Annotated in this window: 14 protein-coding genes, 1 tRNA gene, 1 rRNA gene and 1 other RNA gene; 9 read left to right on the top strand and 8 right to left on the bottom strand. The window is 41.3% G+C overall.

The annotated features are described in order from the left end of the window. The first annotated feature begins 23 nt into the window (after positions 1–23). Entirely contained in the window at positions 24–1,472 is a 1,449-nt protein-coding gene (gene hisS, locus HYD_RS00945) for a histidine--tRNA ligase (protein ID WP_236865412.1), read from the top strand. A 136-nt stretch (positions 1,473–1,608) separates the two neighbouring features. Here hisS and ruvB read toward each other — a convergent pair whose 3' ends face one another. From ruvB to rnhA, 3 genes are all read right to left on the bottom strand, one after another. Next, complete coding sequence (gene ruvB / locus HYD_RS00940) at positions 1,609–2,610, bottom strand: Holliday junction branch migration DNA helicase RuvB (RefSeq protein WP_236865411.1); 1,002 nt, start codon at positions 2,608–2,610, stop codon at positions 1,609–1,611. A gap of 88 nt (positions 2,611–2,698) precedes the next feature. Further along, positions 2,699–3,376, bottom strand: a complete 678-nt coding sequence (gene ruvA / locus HYD_RS00935) for a Holliday junction branch migration protein RuvA (protein ID WP_236865409.1) — start codon at positions 3,374–3,376, stop codon at positions 2,699–2,701. 212 nt (positions 3,377–3,588) lie between these two features. Further along, a complete protein-coding gene (gene rnhA / locus HYD_RS00930) occupies positions 3,589–4,041 on the bottom strand; it encodes a ribonuclease HI (protein WP_236865404.1) in 453 nt (150 codons plus the stop codon). A gap of 137 nt (positions 4,042–4,178) precedes the next feature. Between rnhA and rnpB the strand changes: the two genes are divergently transcribed. The 3 genes from rnpB (at position 4,179) to ftsZ (ending at position 7,736) form a co-directional block, all read left to right on the top strand. After that, positions 4,179–4,545: RNase P RNA component class A (gene rnpB, locus HYD_RS00925), an RNA gene on the top strand. A 256-nt stretch (positions 4,546–4,801) separates the two neighbouring features. Then, the gene (gene ftsA / locus HYD_RS00920) at positions 4,802–6,043 is read left to right on the top strand and encodes a cell division protein FtsA (RefSeq protein WP_236865403.1); all 1,242 of its coding nucleotides are present in this window, start codon (positions 4,802–4,804) and stop codon (positions 6,041–6,043) included. Positions 6,044–6,095: 52 nt separating this feature from the next. Further along, on the top strand, positions 6,096–7,736 hold the full coding sequence (gene ftsZ / locus HYD_RS00915; protein WP_236865402.1) for a cell division protein FtsZ: 1,641 nt from the start codon (positions 6,096–6,098) through the stop codon (positions 7,734–7,736). Between the two features lie 185 nt (positions 7,737–7,921). Here the strand turns inward: ftsZ and HYD_RS00910 are convergent, their stop codons facing one another. Further along, positions 7,922–8,296, bottom strand: coding sequence for a TraR/DksA family transcriptional regulator (locus tag HYD_RS00910; protein WP_236865401.1), 375 nt, complete (start codon positions 8,294–8,296; stop codon positions 7,922–7,924). A 285-nt stretch (positions 8,297–8,581) separates the two neighbouring features. Here HYD_RS00910 and HYD_RS00905 point away from each other — a divergent pair, with 285 nt between their 5' ends. Continuing rightward, the gene (locus HYD_RS00905; RefSeq protein WP_236865399.1) at positions 8,582–9,631 is read left to right on the top strand and encodes a D-alanyl-D-alanine carboxypeptidase family protein; all 1,050 of its coding nucleotides are present in this window, start codon (positions 8,582–8,584) and stop codon (positions 9,629–9,631) included. A gap of 14 nt (positions 9,632–9,645) precedes the next feature. Here HYD_RS00905 and HYD_RS00900 read toward each other — a convergent pair whose 3' ends face one another. Further along, positions 9,646–11,007, bottom strand: coding sequence for a hypothetical protein (locus HYD_RS00900; protein WP_236865397.1), 1,362 nt, complete (start codon positions 11,005–11,007; stop codon positions 9,646–9,648). Between the two features lie 211 nt (positions 11,008–11,218). Here HYD_RS00900 and fabG point away from each other — a divergent pair, with 211 nt between their 5' ends. Beyond that, entirely contained in the window at positions 11,219–11,971 is a 753-nt protein-coding gene (fabG, locus tag HYD_RS00895; RefSeq protein WP_236865395.1) for a 3-oxoacyl-[acyl-carrier-protein] reductase, read from the top strand. Between the two features lie 259 nt (positions 11,972–12,230). On the opposite strand, the gene lpxB is transcribed toward fabG, so the two are convergent. Together lpxB and rrf are read right to left on the bottom strand one after the other, a co-directional pair. Beyond that, positions 12,231–13,418, bottom strand: a complete 1,188-nt coding sequence (gene lpxB / locus HYD_RS00890; RefSeq protein ID WP_236865393.1) for a lipid-A-disaccharide synthase — start codon at positions 13,416–13,418, stop codon at positions 12,231–12,233. Between the two features lie 262 nt (positions 13,419–13,680). Beyond that, a 5S ribosomal RNA gene (gene rrf, locus HYD_RS00885) occupies positions 13,681–13,795 on the bottom strand. A 287-nt stretch (positions 13,796–14,082) separates the two neighbouring features. On the opposite strand from rrf, the gene HYD_RS00880 reads away from it, so the two are divergent. Together HYD_RS00880 and HYD_RS00875 are read left to right on the top strand one after the other, a co-directional pair. Continuing rightward, positions 14,083–14,862: a cell division protein FtsQ/DivIB gene (locus HYD_RS00880; protein WP_236865391.1), complete on the top strand. Its 780-nt coding sequence runs from the start codon at positions 14,083–14,085 to the stop codon at positions 14,860–14,862. Between the two features lie 380 nt (positions 14,863–15,242). After that, a complete protein-coding gene (locus HYD_RS00875; protein WP_236865390.1) occupies positions 15,243–20,798 on the top strand; it encodes an alpha-2-macroglobulin family protein in 5,556 nt (1,851 codons plus the stop codon). Positions 20,799–20,819: 21 nt separating this feature from the next. On the opposite strand, the gene HYD_RS00870 is transcribed toward HYD_RS00875, so the two are convergent. Then, positions 20,820–20,893 (bottom strand) — tRNA-Met (locus tag HYD_RS00870). Between the two features lie 204 nt (positions 20,894–21,097). Between HYD_RS00870 and dnaE the strand changes: the two genes are divergently transcribed. Then, a complete protein-coding gene (dnaE, locus tag HYD_RS00865) occupies positions 21,098–24,547 on the top strand; it encodes a DNA polymerase III subunit alpha (RefSeq protein WP_236865388.1) in 3,450 nt (1,149 codons plus the stop codon). Positions 24,548–24,558: the final 11 nt, after the last annotated feature.

Here is a 24,558-nt window from a genome sequence, read left to right as displayed (position 1 = left end):
ATTTTATACAGTAAGTATAAAAAATGTTTTTACGCTCTTTCAATTCGATAAAAACATTCTGCTATTGGCTTTGCTCCGTTCAAATAGTAGACTTACGTAGATTTTGCCATTGGTCATGGAGATTAGAGATTTCTATATCCCGTATATCAGGATTTCCAGAGTTTCTTCCGGCGCAGCAGATAGCGTTCGAAAAATGTAAAAGAACTATTGTTGAAGTGTTCGAGAGCAATGGGTTTTGTCCGATTGACACGCCTGCGGTTGAGCGCCTCGATACCCTTTTAGCAAAAGGGTGCGACTCTAACGAAATATATGCTTTGCACAGAGCTCGAGGAGAAGATAAAGATGGAGAGCTTGGGCTGAGGTTCGATCTTACAGTACCGCTAGCAAGATATGTCTCTCAGCACTATGGACAATTGTCGTTTCCATATAGAAGATACCATATCGCACCAGTTTGGAGAGGAGAGCGTCCGCAGTCTGGAAGATATAGACAATTCTATCAGTGCGATATAGACGTTGTTGGTGATGGATCTCTATCGCTGATGTTCGATGCTGAGGTTCTTACTGTTATATGCAAGGCTTTGAAAGCGATTGGGGTTTGCGATTTTCATGTTAAGGTGAACAACCGCAAGATTTTGATGACATTTTTCGAGTCGCTACTGTATAAGTCGCAAACTATCAGCGAAAGTATTTATCAAGCGATACGAGCAATAGATAAAAAAGGGAAGATTGCTGTAGAACAAATCCTAGCAGAATTACAATATATAATTGGCGACGAATTCAATGAAAATGAACTTTTGATGTGGTTCTTTTCGAAAAAAAGCAAAAAAGAATGGTTTGATTTTTTTGAAAAGCAGCAATTTACAGATATGCTCCGAAAGCATTCGTTCGACAACGGCGTTTCTGAATTGCGCACTGTTGTTGATTCTTCAATATCAATGGGGCTTGACGAAAATAGCATCATTATAGATCCATCTCTTGCGCGCGGACTTGACTACTATACGGGAACGATATACGAAATAGTGCTTCCATCGTTTCCAGAGCTTGGAAGCATATCTGGCGGTGGAAGATACGACAATCTTGCTCATACGTTGTCAAGTAAAAATTTCCCAGGCGTTGGAATGTCTATAGGGCTTACCAGGCTTGCAACTGCACTTATAGAGCGCGGGATTATTGACTCAAGCAGTTCTTCAACCTCTAGGCTTCTTGTTGTAATTCAAGACCAGCGATATTTTTCATATTGTTCTGATTTTGCGAATAGGATGCGTACAGCAGGGATAAACACAGAGTTGTATTTAGGAGATAAGGGGCTAAAAGCAAAAATACGATATGCGGACAGAGCTAATATTCCGTTCGTCTCTATCATAGGACAGCGAGAGTTTGAAGAAAATTTTGTTACCCTTCGTGACATGAAAAATCAAAGGCAATATTTCGTGTCTCAGGACGAAGCTATTTCTATTATTAATGCACAATAAATCAATGTATAATAAAACGGTCTATTATACAGAGTCTTTCTGAAGCAATTGCTGTGTTGGCAACGTAAGGAGCTTAGTAGAAGTTTCCGTCTGGCACAGTTTATATAGTCCTATTAGTTCGCTATGAACTAGCGCGCTATCTGTCAAGAAGGTCTCTACCGAATTCCGTCAGAACTCTGCCGCGCGGAGTTCTCATAATGAATCCAGATTGCATAAGGTATGGCTCGGTTATATCTTCAAGCGTATCTTTTGTTTCTCCAATAGCGGAAGAAAGTGTTTCTATTCCAACTGGTCCTCCATTAAAAGTGTCTTTTATAAGCGACAAGTATTTTTGATCAAGAGAATCGAGCCCATGCTCCGAAATACCAAGGCTTGAAAGAGCTTTTTTCGCCGATACAAGAGAGATGCTTTTGTCTCCAAATACCTCGGCAAAATCTCTTACTCTGCGAAGAAGTCTTATTGCTATTCTTGGGGTTCCTCTGCTTCTTTTCGCTATTTCGCACGAAGCTTCGTCTGATATCGCTGTCTTCAATTTAGCAGCTGCTGCGCGCAAAATCACGGACAGCTCACCGGAAGAGTAAAATTCTAAAGAAAACAAAACGCCAAACCTGTCTCGGAGAGGAGAAGAAAGGAGTCCAGACCTAGTTGTAGCTCCAACAAGAGTAAACGCAGGAAGAGACAAGCTAACAGAACGCGCGTGGGGACCCTCACCAACTATTAGTGATATTTTACAATCTTCCATCGCAGAATATAAAATCTCTTCGCACGCTATGCTTAATCTATGAATTTCGTCTATAAATAAAACATCGCGAGGCTCAAGGTTTGTGAGTATCGCAGCAACCTCTCCAGCTTTGGATATAGCGGGCCCAGACGCCATTTTTAGCCCAGAACCAAGCTCATTAGCTACAATATGAGCGAGCGTAGTTTTTCCAAGGCCTGGTGGACCAGATAAAAGAACGTGATCCAAAGCTTCTTTTCTCGCCCTAGCAGCATCAACAAAAACCTTAAGATTACGAGAAATCGACTCTTGTCCTATGAATGCTGCAAGAGTAGTTGGTCTGAGGGCGCGATCAATTTGCTCCTCATCCATAAATTCATCTGAAGAAGGATTCATTATCCTAATTCTGCCGTCTATCATCGCCTAACCAACATACATTCTTACACCAAAACAATTATCCCAGGATATTCGATTTAAAAAAACACCCAACGATAGAAATGTGCAGAGATCACGCTGCTCCCACATATTTCAGACACAAAATAACCAACTCTTCAGTTGAACGATATTCATCGCCAGCCTCTTTAATCCTAGCAATCACAGAATCTATGTCTTTTTGTGAATAACCTAATGACTTGAGGGCTTGGTTAGCCTCCTGCTCTATAATGCAGAGAGAATCAAGATATACACTATCTCCGGTTTGAACGTTGCATTGTTCAATAGTGCCATCCATACTATGCTGGCCCGACTCTAGCCCTCGAGAAGACATCCATTTTTCTGCTCTATCTTTAAGGTCTACGATTATTCTTGCAGCGAGCCTTGATCCTATACCGTCTGCTTTCTGCAGTATAGTTTTTTTCTCGCGAATGATAGCATCGCATAGAACTGTGACGCAAAACTTTGAAATAACACTAAGCGCCATACGTACGCCAACACCAGATACCTGAGTCAGATAGCGAAACCACTCCTGCTCATCATCATTAATAAATCCAACAAGCACCGTCCCTTCTTCACGTGCAACGCTTTCTATGAAGAGATTAAGCTGAACCGAAGGGGTTCCAGCACATATTTCTGCGACATACCCCAAGTCGCGCTCATTTAAGAAAACCTTATAACCTACACCTCCAACATTAAGTATCACGCAATCTTCTCTAACATAAGCGACGATCCCTGTAAGAAACGCTATCATACTGCCATATCCATCAGGTTGCCTGCCTTCGGCTTTCTAGCCCGACAAAAATGTATCGAAGAAAATACACACATTTGCACACGGCAAAATTCAAACATAAAACAATACAAGGGTTATCTCCAACTATGTTATTCTTTACCATTTATTCCGCAAAGCCAATAGCATCGACGCAATCTCCTAATTCTTGTGCACGTAATAGAATTAGAAACCAATCATTTCCCTCCAGAAGAAGCTATTTTTTGCGCAGCAGCATTCACTATTTCATTCTCTGAGTGATTGCTGTGCCCCTTAACCCATACCCACCGAACCTTTAGTTTGCAACAAACAGAGTGGAGCTCTTCCCATAAATCTTTATTCTCAACAGGTTTGCCAGACGATGTTCTCCATCCATTTTTGCGCCAGTTTAGTATCCAGCTCGTTATACCATCTATCACATATTTGCTGTCCGAATACAAAATTACTTCGCTGTCGATACAAAGTTTTTCGCGCTCAATAACAAATTTGATAGAATTTATAGCAGCTTTCATTTCCATGCGATTGTTGGTGGTGTGGCTGTCTCCTCCGCTCACATGAAAATCTTCGCAACCAGGAACCCTTATCAGACCAGCCCATCCGCCTGGCCCTGGATTTCCGGAACAAGCTCCATCAGTAAAAATTTCTATCATTTGGGTTAATATTGCCGTAAAGGCACAGCCACTGTTTTCAGAGTATAGAAGGAATTATATCATCTGCAAAAAGTCTCTGCTATCCTGACCTATCATATTCATATTGAACTTATCAATTATTTTGTATACCATCGTGAGCTGGGTGGCGTGCGGCCGCCGTTTGAATCAATATTCAAAGGGAGGAAAGTCCGGGCTTTATGGAAGCGCGATGTCGGGTAATGCCCGGCCGGGGAAACCCGAGGGAAAGTGCCACAGAAAATATACCGCCGTGCATAGCGCGGTAAGGGTGAAATGGTGCGGTAAGAGCGCACCGCAGTGGTGGTAACATCACTGGCACGGCAAACCCCATCGAGAGCAAGGCCAAATATGGATAAATCGTGCACTTGCGCGAGGCGTAGCTTTCACGTCTTTTTATTCGGGTAGGCCGCTTGACGTATTAGGTAACTAGTTCGCTAGAGGAATGGTCGCAGATTACAGAACCCGGCTTATAGCCACCCTACTCAGTGTATTTGTCTATTCCAGGTTGAATTGCCCCCATAGTCCAATCAAAGACTAAAATGACGTCAATCGCACCGGTTACAACTAAAAACTGATTTCTATAAAATTCATAGACAAAACTTTCTACGTATTTATAACAAAATAGCCTGCTCTGGATCCATTCGAATTTTTGCAGTCCTATAAACTCATTTTCAATTAACTATTGCACCTGCTATAATCCTCTGATGTTGTGGTTTGTCGTTGTAATCGGATTATAAAAGTAGTGAAAAGCAAATATTTACCTGGATTTTCTAGTATTAGGCGTCACACCGTTGCAGCAGTCGATATAGGAAGCAGCAAAGTTTGCTGTTGGATCGCAAATATAGACGACAAGTTTCGTATTTTTGGCTCTGGACGATCTTTATCAAGAGGATTCAGTTGCGGACGTATAGTAGACATCCCATCTATGGAAGCTGACATAGCGTTGGCAGTGGATTCAGCAGAATCTGCCGCAAAAACAAGAATTCACGAAGTAGTTCTATCGATTAATTTTTGCGATATAGCCTCAAGGTACTCCTCCGTTAGATCGAAAATACAAGACGGGATAGTGAAAACAGGCGATGTATCAAAAATTATAGAACAAGCAATGTCACAAGCAAAAAACCACTCAACTTTGCATGTTTTGGCTACAGAATTCTCTGTTGATGATCAGAGAAATGTAAAGAATCCTGTTGGAATGATAGGTAATACGTTATACGGAAATATACATACGGTTCATTGTTCTCTTCAGATGTTAAGCAGCGTATACGCTTGCTTCAACAGACGTCATATAAGCATAAAAGACGTTGCTGCGTCTGGGTATTGCGCTGGTCTAGCGTGCACAGTAAACGACGAACAAGACCTTGGGATAACTGTGATAGATATTGGACATTCAAGCACCACTGTAACTTCTTTCTTTGAAAAAAACATAGTATTTTGCGGATTTGTGCCTATAGGTGGCTCTCATATAACTCAGGACATAGCTCGCGGCCTTGACACTTCTATCGCTCACGCAGAAAGGCTAAAAATTCTTTATGGAGCTGCAATCCCCTCACAAGACGACCATAAAGAAGTCCTTTCTGTTGAAACGCTAGGAGATTCTGATGACCAAACCTCAACCGTTTCTCGTTCATTTTTGATAAACGTAATACAAGCCAGAACACACGAAATTTTATCGTATTCCAAGGCGCAACTAGAAAAAGCCTCATCAATTTGCAGGTTTGCAGCTAGCAGAATAGCGCTAACAGGAGGAACAAGTCGGCTTCCAGGAATAAGAGAGCAGGCTATTCGTATACTAGAAAGTCCGGTTCGCATAGCAAAACCGCTATACATAGAGGATGCTCCTTCTCTTGGAGGTGAATTTTCTGCAATTGCTGGCGCTCTTATGTATGCAAAATCTCCGTCTTTTCAAAAAACATACATGGGAGTACATACCTCTAAAAATCCTTTCTCATCTCTTTCTTCTTTGTTAAAAAGAAATTTATGATATCATGTATGGTATGTATGCCGTTCTGTTTTGTTTGTTTGGAGATGTGTGTATGGTTGGCGGTTCTTTGAATCAAATCACGGCTGAGTCTGTGGGGCCTAATATAGCTGTCATAGGTGTTGGTGGCGCTGGAGGCAATGCTGTGGATAATATGCTCAGGCTTAACCTCGAAGGGGTTGATTTCATTGTTTGCAACACTGATGCTCAGGCGCTACAACAGTCATTGTGCCAGAAAGAAAAGCGGATAAAGCTTGGCTTTGGTGTGACAAAAGGGCTGGGAGCAGGGTCGTCTCCTGATGTTGGGAGGTTGGCTGCAGAAGAAAGTATCGAAGACGTAATGAAGCAAATAGAAGGAGTTCATATGCTCTTCGTGACTGCTGGCATGGGAGGCGGAACTGGAACTGGGGGCGCCCCGGTCATAGCGTCAGCAGCTAGAAAACACGGGATATTGACAGTTGGGGTAGTCACAAAACCATTTTATTTCGAGGGGCAACAGCGAATGACTGCAGCTGAGACCGGTATAGAGAAAATGAAAGGGTCTGTGGACACTCTTTTGATAATTCCTAATCAAAATTTGTTTAGACTTGCTAATGACTCGACGACGTTTGCGCGAGCGTTCGAAATGGCAGACGAGGTGCTGTACTCTGCTGTGCGCACATTCACAGATTTGATGATAAAGCCTGGGTTAGTGAATCTTGATTTTGCAGACATATGCTCTGTTATGCGCAGCCCGGACCCTGAGCTTCTTGGCGGAAGCGCGATGATGGGAACTGGAGAGGCTTCAGGCGATGATAGGGCTGTTAACGCCGCTAAGATGGCTATAGCATGTCCATTGATAGAACCGACATCTCTTGAAGGGGCGTCTGTGCTTGTAAACATAACTGGAGGACCAGACCTAACTCTTTATGACGTAGATGAGGCTGCAGGGTATGTAAAACAAGAACTAGGCGTAGATGCAAACATTATATTTGGAGCCACTTTCGACGACAGCCTCCAGGGATCGATTCGCGTTTCCGTGGTTGCAAAAAGTTCAAAAAAGAACGAGGAAGCTTATTTTGCTAACGCGAAAAGCTCTTTGACAGGAGCTGGACAGACTGTCAGTTATGATCAAAAAGAATCTTCAGGAGTAGACTCTGCTGCGCTCGATTCTGAGTTTGAATATGACAAAAACTATGACCAAGTTGGAAGTAGACACGGCAATTTTTCGTTCGAAGACCAGCCTTTCTCCTCACAGTTTTCGCTTCAAGAAGATGACGTTGAATTCGGAGACGACAGCAGAACGCATGATCGCCAAGACGCTAGAGAGTACGACAGCCTTATAGGCGGATCTCCAAAAAAACCTTCGTTCATGAACAGGCTTGCTAGCATGGGGAGGGGACACTTTTTTAAGAAAAGAATTTCTTCTATATCAGGTTCGACAGGTAAAAAAGATGCTTTTTCGCATGATCAACGGTCTTTGTTTGAGCCTTCTTCGGACTCTTTAGCCCACGAAAACCATGTTGCTGGCGCGCTTTCAACAGACCGAAGTGAGAAATCACAATCTGTAGGTATTCCTGGCGGAGAGAGCAATATATTCAAAGACTCGGCTTCTCCTCTAGCGAGCATTACTCGAGGAAGGCCTGAGGCAAGCGGCCATCAGCATAGCGAGCTTTCAATACCAGCATTTCTTAGACATAACTCGAAGAAGCGATAGAATCACCGTCGCTTATACTCCGAAAGTAATGGCTATTCTGCGTCTGGTTACGTCTGGGTTGAAACGTTGCTCTGTGATAACGGAAGCAGGAACAGAGCTAGATCGTCGAGCTTGTTTGCTCTTTTTGCTCTGGAACTCCACCTGTAATCAGAAGGGGAGGGGAGCCCACGCTCTCTGTTTTGTAGTTACACCCCGCAGATGCGCTCTCTGTCTTCCTGAGCCTTTATGCTGAACCGTGCAATAGGGTATGCTTCTAGCCTTTTAATCTCTATTGGCTCCCCTGTCTCCTCGCAGTAGCCGAATGTGTTCTCTTTTATCCTGTCTATTGCGCAGTTTATTTCATAAAGTAATTCTTGCTCATGATGAAGCACGCTGCGGCTGACATGCGTTATTTTTTCCGCTGAAAAATCATAGATTTTCTTCATATAAGAATACTCATTTTTTATCTCATCCAAAGTTACTTCTATTTTACGCTCGGCTTCTTCCCTCATGCTGTGCAAAATAGTGTAAAACTTTTCCATTTCTTCATCGCTCAAAAAATGCTCACCATTAATAGTCATATGCCTTACCCACATCAACAATTATAAAAATTCTTATGCATGATAATAGTGATTTTTGATTAAAAAATTGTTGTCAATAAAAATCTATGAGAAGAACTATATCTATCAAAAGTACAAAATTGAATTTTGCTTTGAATATATAAAACAAAAAACAGGCTAAAGTCTATAATACGACGAGCAGCAACTTCTCTCGTTGACTCTGGCATAAGGCAGATATATTTCAATTAAGTTTCCTAAAAATATATGATATAGTTCAGCAGTTTCTAGTATTTTCGCCCGGTGTTTATGGATTTGCGTTACATAAAGGCGCTTGCCAGTTCAAGATTAGTCATCTTTCGCTCAGCAAAACTCATACTATCAAGCTATAGGACCTTTTTCATATCACTAGCGATATGTTTCTGTTCTGAATCGTTTTCTAGAAGGTTCGCCGTAGTTGTAATGGATCCAAGGTCAGAGCGTATTTTTTGTAGCGCGAATGGGTGGGACAGAGTTTGTCCTGCATCGCTTACGAAAATGATGACTCTTATTCTTCTATTCGAAGAAATACAAAGAAACAACGTCTCTTTATTCACGAAATTTAAGGTTTCTGCCAGGGCGGTCGCGCAAGCTCCTTCCAAGGCGGGAGTCAAAGTTGGAGAGTTCATATGTGTCAGAGACTGCATATCATGCCTAGCAGTAAAATCGGCCAATGACATAGCTGTGGTAATTGCAGAAAATCTTGCAGGATCTGTTGAGCGATTTGTTGACAGGATGAATGCAAAAGCAGCTTCTCTTGGAATGTCCTGCTCTTTTTTTAAAAATCCATCAGGCCTTCCAGATGCATCTCAAAAAACTAGCGCACGAGATATGGCAGTGCTGGCGTCGAACCTTTGGAGAAGGTTTTCTAGTTATTCTGAATATTTCAGGAGGAAAACGTTTTGCTTTAAAAAAAATATATTCAAAAACACTAATAAGCTTATTGGAAAGGTTCCCGGAATGGTGTTTGGAAAAACGGGATATATTGCTGTTTCTGGTTTCAACCTTGCGACAGTAACACTTCGAGGAAAAATTCCTGTTGTTGTTGTTGTCATAGGAGGAAAAACTTCGCAAATCAGAGATAAGCACGTTCAAACATTCGTCGAAACGTTTTATAAAAGTCCAAGAATTTTGCCTGGATTAGTATTCATGACAGCACAACGAGAGAACTCGGAAAATTTCTGCGCAATATCTCCATTTAAACACAAAGGAAAATCGAAAAGAGCGCATGCTAAAATCAAAAATTTAAACAAAAAGCTCATAAGGAAAAGAACTGCATCTTCGCGTAGACATCCGTTCAAAAGGCCTATATCTCAATAATAGCATTTCGTGATTCACTCATACTCTGCCCATAACTCTGTTTCGTTTTTAAGTTTTTTTACGAAATTCTTTTTTGCCTTTTCAACCCATAAATTAGTATTTTTGCTTCTGGCGCGCGTGTGTATTTGTTGCCATATCGCGGCAGCACTCTCATCAGTTGGAGGAGTTTGCGATATCATCGCTTCGAAAGCGGTCCCCATCGCTTCTCTTAATGTCTGTGCAGCGGGCGAAAAGTGTTTTTTAAGCCATAAAAAATAGTCTGTCTTCTCTCCTTGAAACAGCTCATCGACACTTGAGAAGGCTTCTTCATAAGAGTTATATTTGCCAGGCACAGCGTTTATAAAAACGTCCATAACAACAGTCTCACCTTCATTAATCGAAAATCCAGTCATAGTGTCGGTTGACGGATCAGAGCTTGCCCCTAAAGCATACAGCGAAGGAGCATAATCCCCCACTGTGCTTGGAACCGACAAAGAAATATGCTTTCCTACATCATCCCAAAGAAGCCATCCAGCAAAGGTTTTGCAATCCGAAGCAGTGCTTCCGGCCACATCAGCCGGACTAATGTAAAAAGCGCTGGCAGGAAAATAGTTTCCCTGCGTTGTGTCGCATGCAGCAATAAAATTCAAATCTGTCTTCCCGGCATTAACTCTGCTCAACAAAGACGGCGTAGCAGCGCCATCACAAAAATCATATATAAGAGCTATGCTCACATCAGTTAGCGCTTCCTTTGCTGTAAATGAATACCTTACATTTACTGGGCTTGTTAAGCCCCCTTTATCAATTACATCAACTTTTATATCGAAGAAGTCAGTTATGCTTCCGCTTGTCGTATAGTGATATCCGTCATCAGCAGTTACCTCTGTATGCGCTGTTTTAAAAAGCTGAAAACCCCCGCCCATTTCATAATCGTTGAGAAAAGTAGCGTTATAAGTAGTCCCGTCTTTTGTTGCAGAAATGCATAGCCTTCCAATAGAAGTGGCTTGCGAAGCAGATGAGTCTTTTACCCTGAAGTCTTTCAACATCAAGCTGTTATTTCCAAATTTTACAGAATACCTCTTGCCGCTAGCTATAAAATTACTTTCCGCCGCATTCTCGTCATCCAAGAATTTTCGATAGCTAGCAGTAAAATCATCTCCCTCTAAATTCTCGTCATCCAAGAATTTTCGATAGCTAGCAGTAAAATCATCTCCCTCTAAATTCTCGTCATCCAAGAATTTTCGATGGTTCGCAGTAAAATCATCCCCCTCTAAATTCTCGTCATCCGAGAATTTCCGATGGTTCGCAGTAAAATCATCTCCCTCTAAAAAAAGATCTTCAGACGAATGAGCGATGCATAGCGCCGGGTAAAAAAGTATAGAACACATTGCTATCATAGAAAAACTATCCCGGTAACGTTGGAAAAAATTTTTCAAGAGCTTACCCGCATTAAACATCATATAAGACGTGTAAGACTTTATATTTTTAAAAGTAAAAAAGCGGTTAGCGCTACGTTCGACAAACTCTTCTAATCGTCATAGCGGCTCATTCAGCTGATACCTTGCTTCTTTTCCCAAGATGTGAGAAATTCGTTAGTAGAGAGAGGATATGGACATATCTGTGTTGTCGCTAGATAAAAAAACAGCAGTAATAACTGGTTCGAGTGGAGGCATAGGAGAAGCCATCAGCAGAGCCTTTCATTCCGCCGGAGCGAATGTTTGCATGTGCGGAAGAAACACGGCTGCTATGCAAAGAATATCAGAGTCAATGGGGAATGAACGGTGCTATATACACCTCCTAGATGTAAAAAACAGAGATCAGATTAGAAAAGCTGTCGACGAAATAGAAGACAAGATCGGAGGGATAGACATACTAATCAACAACGCAGGCATTACACAAGATCAAATGTGCGTACGAATGAAAGATGAAGAGTGGGACGAAGTTATCGAAACCAATCTCAGCGCTTCTTTTTTCCTGTCGAGATCAGCCATAAAAAAAATGATGAAGAGGAGGCGAGGGGCTATAGTAAACGTATCGTCTGTTGTCGCTTTTTGCGGGAATTCATGGCAATCAAACTATGTCGCATCAAAAGCCGGACTAATAGGGCTTACCAGGGCCTTAGCATCTGAATACGCTCGCTACGGAATAAGGGTAAACGCCATAGCTCCAGGGTATATTGAAACAGCGATGACAGGGACACTGAACGATTCGGCCAAAGAAAGGTTTCTTTCTGCAATTCCTCTTGAGCGCGCAGGCTCTCCTGACGACATCGCTTCTGGGGCCCTGTTTTTAGCGAGCGACCGTTCCTCCTTCATAACAGGACACACTCTCCATATTAACGGCGGAATGTATATGGGATAGGGCTTCGTATAGGCTGATGCAATAATATTTTTGCAGATTGCCCCAACTCGCGCAGCGGGCCAGGCGAAATCTACTCTAGCCTATTAGAAGCGCGTTATTATTAGTAATACCATTTATTCAAGACTTTCAGCATCAGCACAAAACTATACAAAAATGATTTCGTCAAATACAGAGCTCAAACCGCTCCAGCAGATATAGTTAAAAAGCCCGAAATAGAAATAAACAAAAAACACATAAACGTAATCTCTCCGCTAAAACATCAACTTAAAAATCCAGAAATACGAGCTATTTCCTGCGCGCAAGCTTTTTTAAACGAAAGGCTATGACCAAACGATTCAGCAACACGAGAGAGTTCGTCTTTTTGAGCTTTTGCATAGTCTTCGTCCTCTAATAACAATAAAATTTCTTCAGAAATATTGTGTTCAGTAAACTCATTTTGCAAAAACTCTTTTACTATTCTCCTGCCTGCAGAAATATTAACAAGAGATATCCACTCTGTTTTTAAAATAAACCTTAATATAAGCTCGGTAATCTTTGGAGCTTTATATCCAACAACCATAGGCACGCCATGCGCTGCCAGCTCAAGACCAACTGTCCCAGACGCAGCAATCGCAACAGCAGAATTTTCAAATACAGCTCTCTTCATATCAGCATCCAAGACCACTGGATACCCGCCGCTGTATCTGTCTGTAGCACCAGGCCACTGTTTTGTAGCGACTATCACGGGAAACACCTTAGTCTTAGCATTATTTTGAACGATCCTAGCCGCTTCACTAAATATCGGTAAAAAATTATATACTTCATATCTTCGGCTTCCTGGGAGAACGCAAAGAATCCTCTCGTCGCCAGATATTTTAAGCTCGTCCATCAACTTTTTTCTACGTTCAGCTTTAAGAAGAGCAGCTTCATCCTTTTGCAAAAAACAATCTCCTTCTAAATTGTGAAAATTTTGAACTGCCGGATGGCCAACAAAACTCACGCTTATTTTGGATTTTGCAAAATAAGGGGCTTCAAAAGGAAACACCGATAAGATGTGGTCTGCATACTTGTGTATTTTTTTCGCTCTTCCGCGTCTCCACGCCCACACAGCTGGGGCCACACAGTGTATTATAGGAAATTTCCCCTTCACTCTTTTGTTAACCCTAAAACAAAATTCTGGTGAATCTATTGTAATAATTGCATCTGGCCTAACCCTTTCTATCTCTTTAACGCATGCGTTTATTAATTTTATGATTCGTGGTAGTCGCCTTACTACCTCTCCAATCCCCATATGAGAAATCTGAGAAAATGGAAACATAGAGCAGAACCCTCCGGCCCTTTCCATCATCGGACCACCAACTCCAATAATTTCTATCTTACTCGAAAACTCTTCAAGCAAACCGCAAATTACATCGGCCCCTATCATATCCCCGGACGCCTCACCAGCAATAACAAAAAACTTCGGCATTTAACCGCTACAAGGAAAACTTCTTCTTCACCATTATATGCGCCACTACATACCCAAGCAAACATAAACCGCGCAAAAACAGTTCCAATCTATTATAGTGCCGCTCCAGAAAAGCCCCAGTGGGCCACCCGCACACTGCAATCCAAGCAAGCAAGCGCGAGTGAGTGAGTGGAAAGGCGGCAAAACAGACCGTCTATAGAACAAAACGCAATCAACGGAAAAATCAGGCAGAAAAAAAGAAAAAAGCAATCGCTCTTTCAAAGACCGGCAGCGACCTACTCTCCCACGCCTTAAGACGCAGTACCATCAGCGCTGAGGATTTTCACGCTCGAGTTCGGGATGGGATCGTGTGTACACTCCTCGCTCCAACCACCGGCCTATGAAAAAGCAACCGCTTGATCAGAATGCTACCAGTTTACTTTTCCATTTGCAAGCCCCTTAGTAGAAAATTTTTCTGTCATCTAACGACACTATAATTGCGTCTATCGCGTATTACGCAGTTTTTCCAAAATTACACAATTATAGAGTCTGATACCGTCAAACGTTTCTTGTGCTCTTTATTGCTTTTTTGCTAATTTCCAAAACTTACGCTATAGATTACTATATGCGAAATCAGATATTGCGCATCTTTGGAGACTTGCATAAACGCATTCGGCAAAAAAATATGAAAGAAATATACAGGCTGTTGGCTAGATACGCGAAAATAATCGCTTTAATGATAAGCGCGTTTTTGGTTATATATACGCTAGTTTTTCCAAAAACAGTTGCAAAGCTGTGCATGCGCACATCCAAAAAAATCGGGTTTTCTTTGAAAGACGTTATAGTTGACGGGAGATCTCGCACAACAACAAGCGAGATTTGCGCCGCTTTAGGAGCGCGCATCGACGACCCTATCTTATCCATAGACATAGAAAAAGCTAAGAATAACCTACAGCAACTTCCATGGATAAGCTCTGCTTCTATCGAGCGATGGCTACCGAGATCTCTATACATCCGCATATCAGAGAGAATTCCAATGGCTGTATGGCAAGTTAATGGCAAGTTTTTTCTTATAGACAGATCTGGAACAACAATAAAATGCGACGAAAACGAATTCCCGCAAGATATGATCACCATAGTAGGAGAACAAGCAAATTCTAACTTTCAGGGGTTGCTTCAAACTATATCAAAGTTTCAGAGAAAAATTCCAAAAGTGGTAGCTGCTGTGTTTTTGCGCAATCACAGATGGAACCTCCACCTAGAAAACGGCATAGTTGTGAAATTACCAGAAACCGATACAGAAGAGGCGCTAAACATACTGTGCACAGCTTTTGAAAGTTTGTCCAACAAAAACATACCTCTATCCGGAGTAGCATCTATCGATCTTAGGTTTGCCGGGTCAATAGTAATAGAGCCAAAAGGCCAGCCACTCAAACAAAGCGATGAAAAAGCAAAAGCAGAGTGAAGCAAGCAAATCATATTGCTGTATATTTTAAATACTTCCTAGTTTCCGCGAAGAGTTGCTCAACATTTTTGTTCATGGATTCTAGAACAGAAAAACATTGCTGGAAAACCCTGATTGTTTGGTATACTCTTATACGCTTAAACTTGCTGACTCTTTAGCTGCTCTCAGTGTTTACTTTTCTCTCGCCTTTTATAAACTTTTGCCTTACATGCTCATGCGTAATCACCGTCCTGTCTGTTGCGTCCAATTCACTTGCACTGCAGCCTCTATTAACACAAGAAAAAGATATTTCTGTTTCCCGCTTCGATTACGAAAAGCTACGTAGTTCCATTTTGTACTATCCGCATGAAAATCCGGACTCAACAGAAAACTTTTTTAAAATGTTTGAAGGCAGAAAAAGTCTTTCAAAAGAAGAATATAAAAAGAGAAAATTCAAAATAGGAGAGCTTATAAAAAACAAAGACTTTGCAAGAGCATCAATACAATTTCACGATTTACTTTTGTCTTTTCCGAAACTAGATTCAGAAGAAGCTAAGAACGAGCTTTTTTCTGACTTTTTGCTGGCTTTCTCGCTTATATGCGAGGCGAGCAAGACTCAGAATGAAAATGAGGGCTCTGCAAGCTCTGCCACTGTTTCTGAAATTTTTCAATTGCATGCAAAGTTCTTATGCCTGTATCTTTACAAATTTGATCTAAGCGACGAGAAGTTAGCCGCGCTTTTGCTAGCAGCAAGCGCCGTATCCTTTTCGGATACAGAAATGCTTATACAAATATCTAATCAGCTGTGCCCAATAAAAAAGCTCCGATCATTATATCCACAGCTTGCTTATATTTCTCCGTTTGAAGTTGTTCATTTTCACATAGAGCCTGCAGGAAAATACATAGAGCTGAACCTAGATTTTCGACATACAATAGACACCTCAATCGATATCAAGAAGCTAGTACAGGTCACTCCTAGCGCTGGCGACGTGAAAATATTCGGGAACAAAATAAAAATAGAAGGCTTAAAGCACGGAACATCTTATAAATGCACAATTAAGAAAGACCTTCTGTCTTCATGTGGAGAAAGCCTCGTAAAAGATTATCAATTAGCTGTGGAGGTGCCAGATATTTCTTCCCATGTATTTTTCAAACATAAAGCAGCTGTTTTACCTAAAATACAAACAATTAGCAAAGAGTCTAAGATCTCCGTTTCATGCATAAATACGAAGAAAATAAAGCTTGAGCTATATCAAGTTTTAGAACCTTCCGGAGGGCTTATAAGCTCTGGGTATTTATCGAGCAACGCTCTATTACAAAAAACAAAGCGTGTTTGGAAGGGATCCATAGAAATTCCTTACAGCAATAACAAGGTAGTAAATGTCGAAGTTCCTATAGACAAAATGTTGCCGTTTGTACGGACGCTACCAATCCAATGCTCATATTTTCTTCGCGCGCAAGTTGGGGATACAGAGTACTATGGATATAATTCGGACTCCGCTCAAACGGAACGTTTACTTGTAACGGACATAGGACTTTCGGCGATAAGGACAAAAACAGGGGATATACTTGTATCAGCGCGCTCTATCTCAAGCACATCTCCATATCACGGGGCGCGCGTATCAATCCTGTCAAAAAATGGAAGGACTCTGGCAGAAGGCTATACTGACAAATATGGCAAAGTATTATTCCCCAGCAAAATTTTCGGAGACGGCGCTAGAATTTCCTATGAGATGCTTGGCAAATCTACGGAACTAACGACCAATACACAAAGTTATCCAGCAAAGATATGCGCATCCCATAAGACCGGAGGAACCTCAACTCTTATCATATCTGACCTAAGCGATAAAAATAACGACTCGATAGATCTAAGCGGCTATGACATTGAAGGCAGAGATAGGGATAACCCTATAGATTTGTTCATTACAACTGACCGAACTTTATATAGGCCATCGGAAACAGTAAATGTTGTAGGCGCAATCAAATGCAGCGATATTGCCTCCAGCGTAAATAAAGTCCCGATCACAGTTAAGTTAAAAAACCCAGCTGGTGACTTCGTGCTTGTGAAGGTTTTGCGTACGAATGAAGCTGGAGCGTTTTCTTGTCCCATAGAGCTCAAGGAATATTTTCTACACGGACAATGGAAAATAGAAGCATATTCAGACCCTTCAGCTCGACCACTAAAATCTTTAGATATAGTAATCGCGTCGTTTAATTCTCCGTCAATAGAATTGGATGCATCTGCAAGTGATATTGATCTAAGCGGGAACATAACGCTGAACGTAGAATGCAGGCACTCTTTTGGCATACCAGCGGAAGGACTTGACTCAGAATGCTCAGTATCAGTTGTGTCTGGTTTGTCTCCCAAAGACCTTAACGGCTATAGCTTTGAGTGCGACGCCTTTGAAGAGGAAATGGGAGCGCATTCTAAAACCATAAATTTAGGAAGGTTTGGAAAAGACGGGAAAATAAAAATCGCGCTCCCCCTAAGACAAATTATGTCCAAACCAGTCATAGGAAAAGTAAAAATATCAGTAAAAGTTGCAGATCAGGGAGGTTTTACTGTAAAAAAGGACATATTTGTTTCAATTCACGACAGCGCAGAAAGCTTCGTTGCCATAAAACCGTTGTTCGATCCAAAAAAATGCATCGTCAACGACTCTTCAAATGATAATACCAGCCGCACATCTATCGGATTTTTAGCGAAAATAATAGACAACAAAGCTAAAGCAAGAATAAAAAACAACAAACCAGACACAAAAGAACGGTTTGTATATTTTGCCTTATACAAAAAAAGTGATTGGCATAGCTATAGAATCAATAAAAAGCTTGATGAGGGAAGCCTGGAAAACTCTTCAAGATCTATATCGTACGTATCTCACCCAAAAATATTTTTGGTAAAAGAGGGGAGGGTGCACATACCAACTGGGAAAAACAGTGCAAAAATTGTTTTGCGAGACATAGAGGCCCCATCCGATTACGTTATAAAGGTTTTCGAAGATACAGGAAAAATTATCAACAAATACAATTTTAGTCTCGGGTCTGTAAATGCATCTAACGCACCACAAATTCCAACGGCAATATCGCTAGTAACTGATAAAAAATCATACAAAATAGGAGATAAACTGTCTGTTAGGTTCGCAGCTCCGTTTGAAAATGGCGTAGCCAACGTAAGCGTTATGTCCGACGAAATATTAGATACTAAAGACATACGCATAAATAAAAAAAGCGCTCAAGCAAGCTTCTCTGTGACAAAAAAATGGGCTAACGGGGTGTATATAATAGTCAATGCCTACAGGCCTCTCGAAACAAAAAGAACCTTATACTCCGGCCCAGCTGCATCTCTTATAAAGAAGTTTTGCCACTGTGCAGAAAACAGTTCTACTGAAACAGAGAAAATTGCATTCCCTCTGCGATCTGTTGGGATTACATGGGTCGATGTAGAGAAAAGCGAAAACATAGAAATTAAAACAGACTCTCCAAACACAGTCCGACCACTAGACTCCCTTAAAATAAACATAGATACCAGAAGCGCGAGAATTCCTGCAGACGAATCATCACCTGTTTATGTATGCGCTTTCCTTACTGACGACGCGCTGCTTTCGATTTCAGAATTCAAACCTATATCCCCAGCTGGTTATTTTAGCTCGAAGTATAAATACTCTGGGAATTTGTATGATTTGTACGACTATATCAACCTTGGAATAAAAACTATAAGCGGAGAGCTGAAAACTGGAGGGGGAGGCGTCGGATCTATCAACTCATACGCATACCGCTTACCATTTTTGCCAAAGCAAAGTATACACAATCTTTTGGCTTTATCTTCGTGTATGACAAAAGTAGGAAAAAACGGAACAGCTACTATAAAATTCAAACTTCCAGAATTTACAGGAACCGCACGCCTTACCGTTATGGCGTTTTCTGCAAATGCGAGCGGGCTTTCTGAAAAATTAATTACTATAAAAGATCCTGTTATATTCGAAACATATGGACCTAAATTCCTTACCAAAGGAGACAAAGCGGTTATTCCATATAGTATATACAGAACAGACGGCAAAAGCGGGACTGTTAATATTTCAATATCCAATTGCAGCCGCATATCACAAGAGAATTTCGTCGCATCCGACCTACCGTTCTCCAAAAACGACAAAAAAAAATACGAAGGAAAATTCTTTATATCGGCCATAGACAGCACTAACGCCAATAACGAGGACCCTTCCTATTTTCATACGCAAAAATTCGCGCGACTGGATGCAAACATATCAGTTCCTGGATATGCCCCATACACAAGAACCGTGTTTCTTCCCGTTTATGACCAAAAATTCGACGCGTTAAGGTATAATGTTGCCGAAATAGCCCCAGGAAAAACCGAGAAAATTTCAATCCCCAGCGAGTTCGCTGGAAATGTGCTTATCAAAATTCAAGCAAATGAAAATTTCCCGGTTCCGTTAAGAGACCTCCTTCTTTCAATTGGAAACAGTGCGCACGATTTGTATGGAGATACTCTGGTAAACTTAGCTATTCCACTTTTGTATACAGACTCTGCTGTTGCAATTTCCGGCGGTAAAATATCGGTTGGATTCGCAAAAAGTACAATACGCAAAGCAATTATGAGGCTGCTATGCGGAGAAAGGGGGAGGGGCTGCTGTAATAGTAACCGACAAATAATTAGAATGGATTACCACTATACGTCGTCAAAAATTAAAGAAGCAGAGTTTGCCATCAACGCATCGGAAGCTGGTTACTCAGTCGATAAGCGTATATTTGAAAATTTTGAACAGTTTTTCTTTCGACTTGTAAATAGTTACAGACTTTTTAGGCACGATATGCGCGTTTCTAATCCTGATCGAGATGAGTATATAAACAACATAGCTCATGGATTTTTCGTAATTTCGAAAACTGGCAACCTTTCTTTGTCCGACTTTAAACACTTTGTCAAAGATATAGAAAGCTGTTCCACTCCTCTGGCAAAAATTTACATCGCCGGAGCGTTTGCGCTGAATGGCAACTCAGACCTCGCTGTCCCCTTCTTAAAAAACGGAATGGATGAAATTTTGGGGCTCAAAAAAAACAGTAAAGTAGATGACATCTCAAGCGAAGCTATGGGAATTTCAAGGATTTGTTCTGCAATAATCGTCTTATCCGAAATTTTCGACTCACTGCCAGATCTAAAGGATGAAGAATTAATGCGAGCTCTAGTAACAAAGCTTACAGAGTTATTTTCGAAAAGGACTGTAGAGCTTAATGGCGAAGAAAAATCACTATTACTTCGCGCGGCATTTTTATCAAAGTCATACTTAAGGTCATCCTACTCCTGCTCTGCAAATTCAGAAATTCATATCCAAGCAGCTGTCGACGGCGGTCAAACAGCCAAAATCTCAGAAACATCCAGCGCAACAGAATTCACTTGCGGAGAAAACCAAAGAAAAGTTTCTATAAGAAACCACGGGAAAAATAAAATTTGGGTATCCGTTACAATGTCGGGCCAAGTAAATTCCATAGAACCAAGAGGAATTTTAATAAAGAAGGAATTTTTCTCTCAAGATGGAAAGCTAATAAGCATAAAAGAGTTGAGACAAAACGACCTTGTATGCGTCGTTATTTCAGGAAAAAGAGAAGTGGCAGGCCGCCCAGCTAGCATTCTGCTGACTGATAAGCTAGCCGCTGCCTTCGCAGTTGAAAAAGTAAAAGATCTCAGCCCGCATCTTGAAAAAATAATTCATAGCGAATCTTCCGTTCTTAGCCAAGAAAACAGAGGAAACACCCAATATGCAGTATTGCAGCTTGGCTCATCTCAAAAAGAATTCAAATTTTACTATATGGTGCGAGTTACAACCGCAGGACTATTTTCAATTCCAGGAGCCGTAGCGGAAGATCTGGCCACCTCATCCATAAAAGCAAATACAGACGAGAAAAAAGCAAGAGTATATCAAAACTCTGAAAAGACGATACAGTGAAGCCAACTAGGAGATAAAAAATTGCGGGAGCAGGATTTGAACCTACGACCTTCAGGTTATGAGCCTGACGAGCTACCAAGCTGCTCTATCCCGCGACACAACCTGATGCTATCCTTTATTTAATAAAAAATCAATACACTTTCGCTCTGCCAAGCTTTTAAAATCTGATAAATTTCAAAAATACCGCGCCCACATCAGCCAGTATTTTCTAAACAAGCTATGACGCTATATAATAGTTCACTATACACATATCGAATTAACACTACTTAATGAGCAATACGATAAAATCCCGCATAATCATGAATGAACGTGAAGACAAAGGTTTAAAATCCAGAGTAAGGCCTCGTTACATTGCCCTTAGAAATTGCTCATCGTTTTCGCTTTTGCAAAGCTCTATGTCAATAAAAAATCTAGTGACAGCTGCAAAAGAACAAAAAATGCAAGCGCTAGGGCTATGCGACAGAGGTCACCTATTTGGCGCTCTTGAATTTGCGTTCGCATGTAAAGATGCTAGGATGCAGCCAATTATAGGATGCTCTCTTACCCTAAGCGCTGATTCGGACTTTTCGTTTGCTGTGTTCGCTAAAAACGACGCTGGCTACTCAAATCTATGCAAACTTGTCACCATGACAACGGTAGGGCAGGGGAATAATTTGCGAGAAAAAATAACACTAAATCAAATAGAGGGTCATACAGAAGGCCTTTTATGTCTCTCCGGCTCTGAAAGCGGTTTTTTATACAAAGGTCTACTTGATGGAAAGCTCGACTCTTCTTTGTCCATTCTAGATGAATTTCAAAAACTGTTCCCATCGAGGCTTTATATAGAAATATTTCGAGATGGACGTTATTCCCCTAATAGTAATGACGTTGAAAAACAAGTCCTGCAAATTGCATACGAACGCAAGCTTCCTGTTATCGCATCTAACGAAGCTCTTTTCCTGACCCCTGATGATTTTGAATCCACAGACACTCTGAGTTGTATTGCGGACGGAAAATATGTACAGGATCCGGATAGAAAACGCCTAGAAAAGTGGAAATACTTCAGATCTTCCGAAGAGATGGAAAAATTGTTTGAAGATATACCAGAGGCGCTTCAAAACACCGTGTGCTTTGCCGAGAGGTGTGGTTTTTTACTCAAGTCTAAGCCGCCGGTTCTTCCATCATTTCAATGCGAGCTTCCTCAGACCGATGAGCTTATAAAAAGAAGCGAAAGGGGCTTGTGCGAAAGATTAGAAGCGCAGTCTATAGAGGAATTAGAAAATAGAGGAGAAAAAGAAGCTGGATATGTTTCGAGGCTTCGCTATGAAACAGAGATGATCTGTAAACTTGGATTTGCTGGGTATTTTCTTATAGTTTCTGATTTCATCAGGTGGGCCAAGTCGCAAAAAATACCTGTAGGGCCTGGAAGAGGCTCTGGAGCAAGCTCGCTTGTAGCATGGAGTTTGTTCATAACCGACGTTGATCCAATCAGGTTTGGGCTATTATTCGAGCGATTTTTGAACCCAGAAAGGGTGAGCATGCCAGATTTCGATGTGGATTTTTGTCAAGATCGCCGAGATGAAGTGATCGACTACGTGCGAAAAAAATACGGAGAAGACAGGGTCGCTCATATAATCACGTTCGGATCGCTCCAGGCAAGAGCCGTTGTTCGTGATGTAGGGCGCGTGCTACAGATGCCATATAAACAGGTTGACGGTATTTGCAAGCTCATTCCTCAGAACCCAGCGCATCCAATAAATCTCTCGGACGCTCTGAAGATGGAGCCAATACTTCGCGAGATGGAGAAAAATGATGAACAAATAGCATACATGATGAAGGTATGCCTTCGCCTCGAAGGGTTGTATAGACACGCGTCTGTTCATGCAGCTGGAGTTGTTGTTGGCAGCGAGCCCCTTTGCAACTCTGTCCCTCTTTATAAAGACGAAAACTCAGCGCTTCCCGCCACAGAATTTTCTATGAAATACATAGAAAAAGCCGGCCTTATTAAGTTCGATTTTTTAGGACTAAAGACGCTTACCATAATACAAAATGCCATAAATATGGCAGAGAAAAACGGAACTCACATAGACATTACAAATATTCCTCTAGACGACGCAAAAACATTTGACCTTTTGCGCAATGTGGAAACTGTTGGAATATTTCAACTTGAAGGAAGCGGCATCAGCTCTGCGCTCCGCAACCTGCAACCAGACCATTTTGAAGAGATAATAGCGCTCGGCGCTCTTTATAGACCCGGTCCTATGGACGAAATTCCAAGATATGTGGCTTGTCGCCATGGCAGAGAGGCGATTTCATACGCATACCCCGAACTTGAGCCGATCCTGCGCGAAACATTTGGAGTCATAGTATATCAAGAGCAAGTATTACAAATAGCGAGAATACTAGCGGGATATAGCATGGGCGGAGCTGATATTCTGCGAAGAGCTATGGGAAAAAAAATAAAGTCTGAAATGGACTCTCAGAGAAAAACTTTTATAGACGGAGTCCTGAAACACACTGGAGGTACCATAGAGAAAGCAGAACGTCTGTTTGACCAAATAGAAAAATTCGCTGAATACGCGTTTCCGAAAGCGCATGCAACACCATACGCTCTCCTCACATATCAAACAGCATATCTAAAGGCCAATCACCCCATAGAGTTTCTCACATCGCTTATGGAGCAAGACATTGCAAACTCTGATAAGCTAAGCTTATTCACTCGAGAAGCAAAGCGCATAGGAATAAACATATTGCCGCCTAACATTAACATTTCAAAAGCTCAATTTTCTATAGAATCATCAGAAAAAGGAGATAAGTGTATTCGATATGCGCTGGCTGCAATTAAAAATGTCGGAGCAGCAGCAATGGAAAAGCTCTGTTTTGAAAGAGAAAAAAACGGCAAATTTTCAGACATATTCGATTTTCTCGAAAGAGTCGATTGCATAAACAAAAAAAATATGGAGAGCCTAATAGAAGCTGGCGTTTTCGATTGTTTATGCAGCAACAGGCGTAAACTTATGGATTCTCTAGATCTCCTTCTCTCACATTCATCCGCAAGCAACAAAACCTCCGATGAGCTCTCACTATTCAGCCAAGAATCAATAAGACCACAGCTTCAAGAAATAGAAGACTGGAGCCCGCACGAAAAACTTCTGCACGAATTTCAGGCCATCGGATTTTATCTAACAGCGCATCCGCTTGAAGATTTTTGCAAGATAGAAAAAAATTTTGTTTTCTCGTCCGATATATGCGAATTCCTAGAAAAAAACCAGACTAATAAACCTTTTTCCATGATAGGAGTTGTGATAGACGTGAAAGAGAAGGTGAGCAAAGCTGGTAACAAATATGCTTTTATAAATTTATCCGATCCAAAAGGGCATTACGAAGTTGTTGCATTTTCTGACGTACTAGGCAAATTTACAGAACTTCTTAAGGTCGGAAAATTTTTACACATAGTTGCGAGCGGTTACGTTGAAGAGGATTCTCCAAAACTCACCGTGCAAATCGTAAACGACTTGAATGAAATGATGGAAGCCGAATGTGACATGGCGACCATTGACATAACCAACGAGTATCAGCTTGTCGAACTTAAAAACCTATTGTCAGAATTGCCGCAAGGAAATTGCGATCTTGTCCTCGCGCTATATGAAAAAGGAAAAAAAAAAACGATAATGCTTCGCTCTGGCAAAAGAATTTCTAGAAAAAACCTCATCAATATAACGTCAAAAATTTATTCAATGCGCGCCCTATACGCACAAAATTCAAAATAATATTTTATAAG

Source organism: Candidatus Hydrogenosomobacter endosymbioticus (assembly GCF_021654655.1).
GTDB lineage: Bacteria > Pseudomonadota > Alphaproteobacteria > Holosporales > GW7 > Hydrogenosomobacter > Hydrogenosomobacter endosymbioticus.
This window is presented reverse-complemented; position numbering and strand designations above follow the sequence as displayed.

Excerpts from the sequence above, each read along its gene's own strand:
- hisS (WP_236865412.1), top strand. The coding sequence starts at position 24 with ATGTTTTTACGCTCTTTCAATTCGATAAAAACATTCTGCTATTGGCTT.
- ruvB (WP_236865411.1), bottom strand. The coding sequence starts at position 2,610 with ATGATAGACGGCAGAATTAGGATAATGAATCCTTCTTCAGATGAATTT.
- ruvA (WP_236865409.1), bottom strand. The coding sequence starts at position 3,376 with ATGATAGCGTTTCTTACAGGGATCGTCGCTTATGTTAGAGAAGATTGC.
- rnhA (WP_236865404.1), bottom strand. The coding sequence starts at position 4,041 with ATGATAGAAATTTTTACTGATGGAGCTTGTTCCGGAAATCCAGGGCCA.
- ftsZ (WP_236865402.1), top strand. The coding sequence starts at position 6,096 with ATGGTTGGCGGTTCTTTGAATCAAATCACGGCTGAGTCTGTGGGGCCT.
- HYD_RS00910 (WP_236865401.1), bottom strand. The coding sequence starts at position 8,296 with ATGACTATTAATGGTGAGCATTTTTTGAGCGATGAAGAAATGGAAAAG.
- HYD_RS00905 (WP_236865399.1), top strand. The coding sequence starts at position 8,582 with ATGGATTTGCGTTACATAAAGGCGCTTGCCAGTTCAAGATTAGTCATC.
- HYD_RS00900 (WP_236865397.1), bottom strand. The coding sequence starts at position 11,007 with ATGATAGCAATGTGTTCTATACTTTTTTACCCGGCGCTATGCATCGCT.
- fabG (WP_236865395.1), top strand. The coding sequence starts at position 11,219 with ATGGACATATCTGTGTTGTCGCTAGATAAAAAAACAGCAGTAATAACT.
- lpxB (WP_236865393.1), bottom strand. The coding sequence starts at position 13,418 with ATGCCGAAGTTTTTTGTTATTGCTGGTGAGGCGTCCGGGGATATGATA.
- HYD_RS00880 (WP_236865391.1), top strand. The coding sequence starts at position 14,083 with ATGAAAGAAATATACAGGCTGTTGGCTAGATACGCGAAAATAATCGCT.
- HYD_RS00875 (WP_236865390.1), top strand. The coding sequence starts at position 15,243 with ATGTTTGAAGGCAGAAAAAGTCTTTCAAAAGAAGAATATAAAAAGAGA.
- dnaE (WP_236865388.1), top strand. The coding sequence starts at position 21,098 with ATGAATGAACGTGAAGACAAAGGTTTAAAATCCAGAGTAAGGCCTCGT.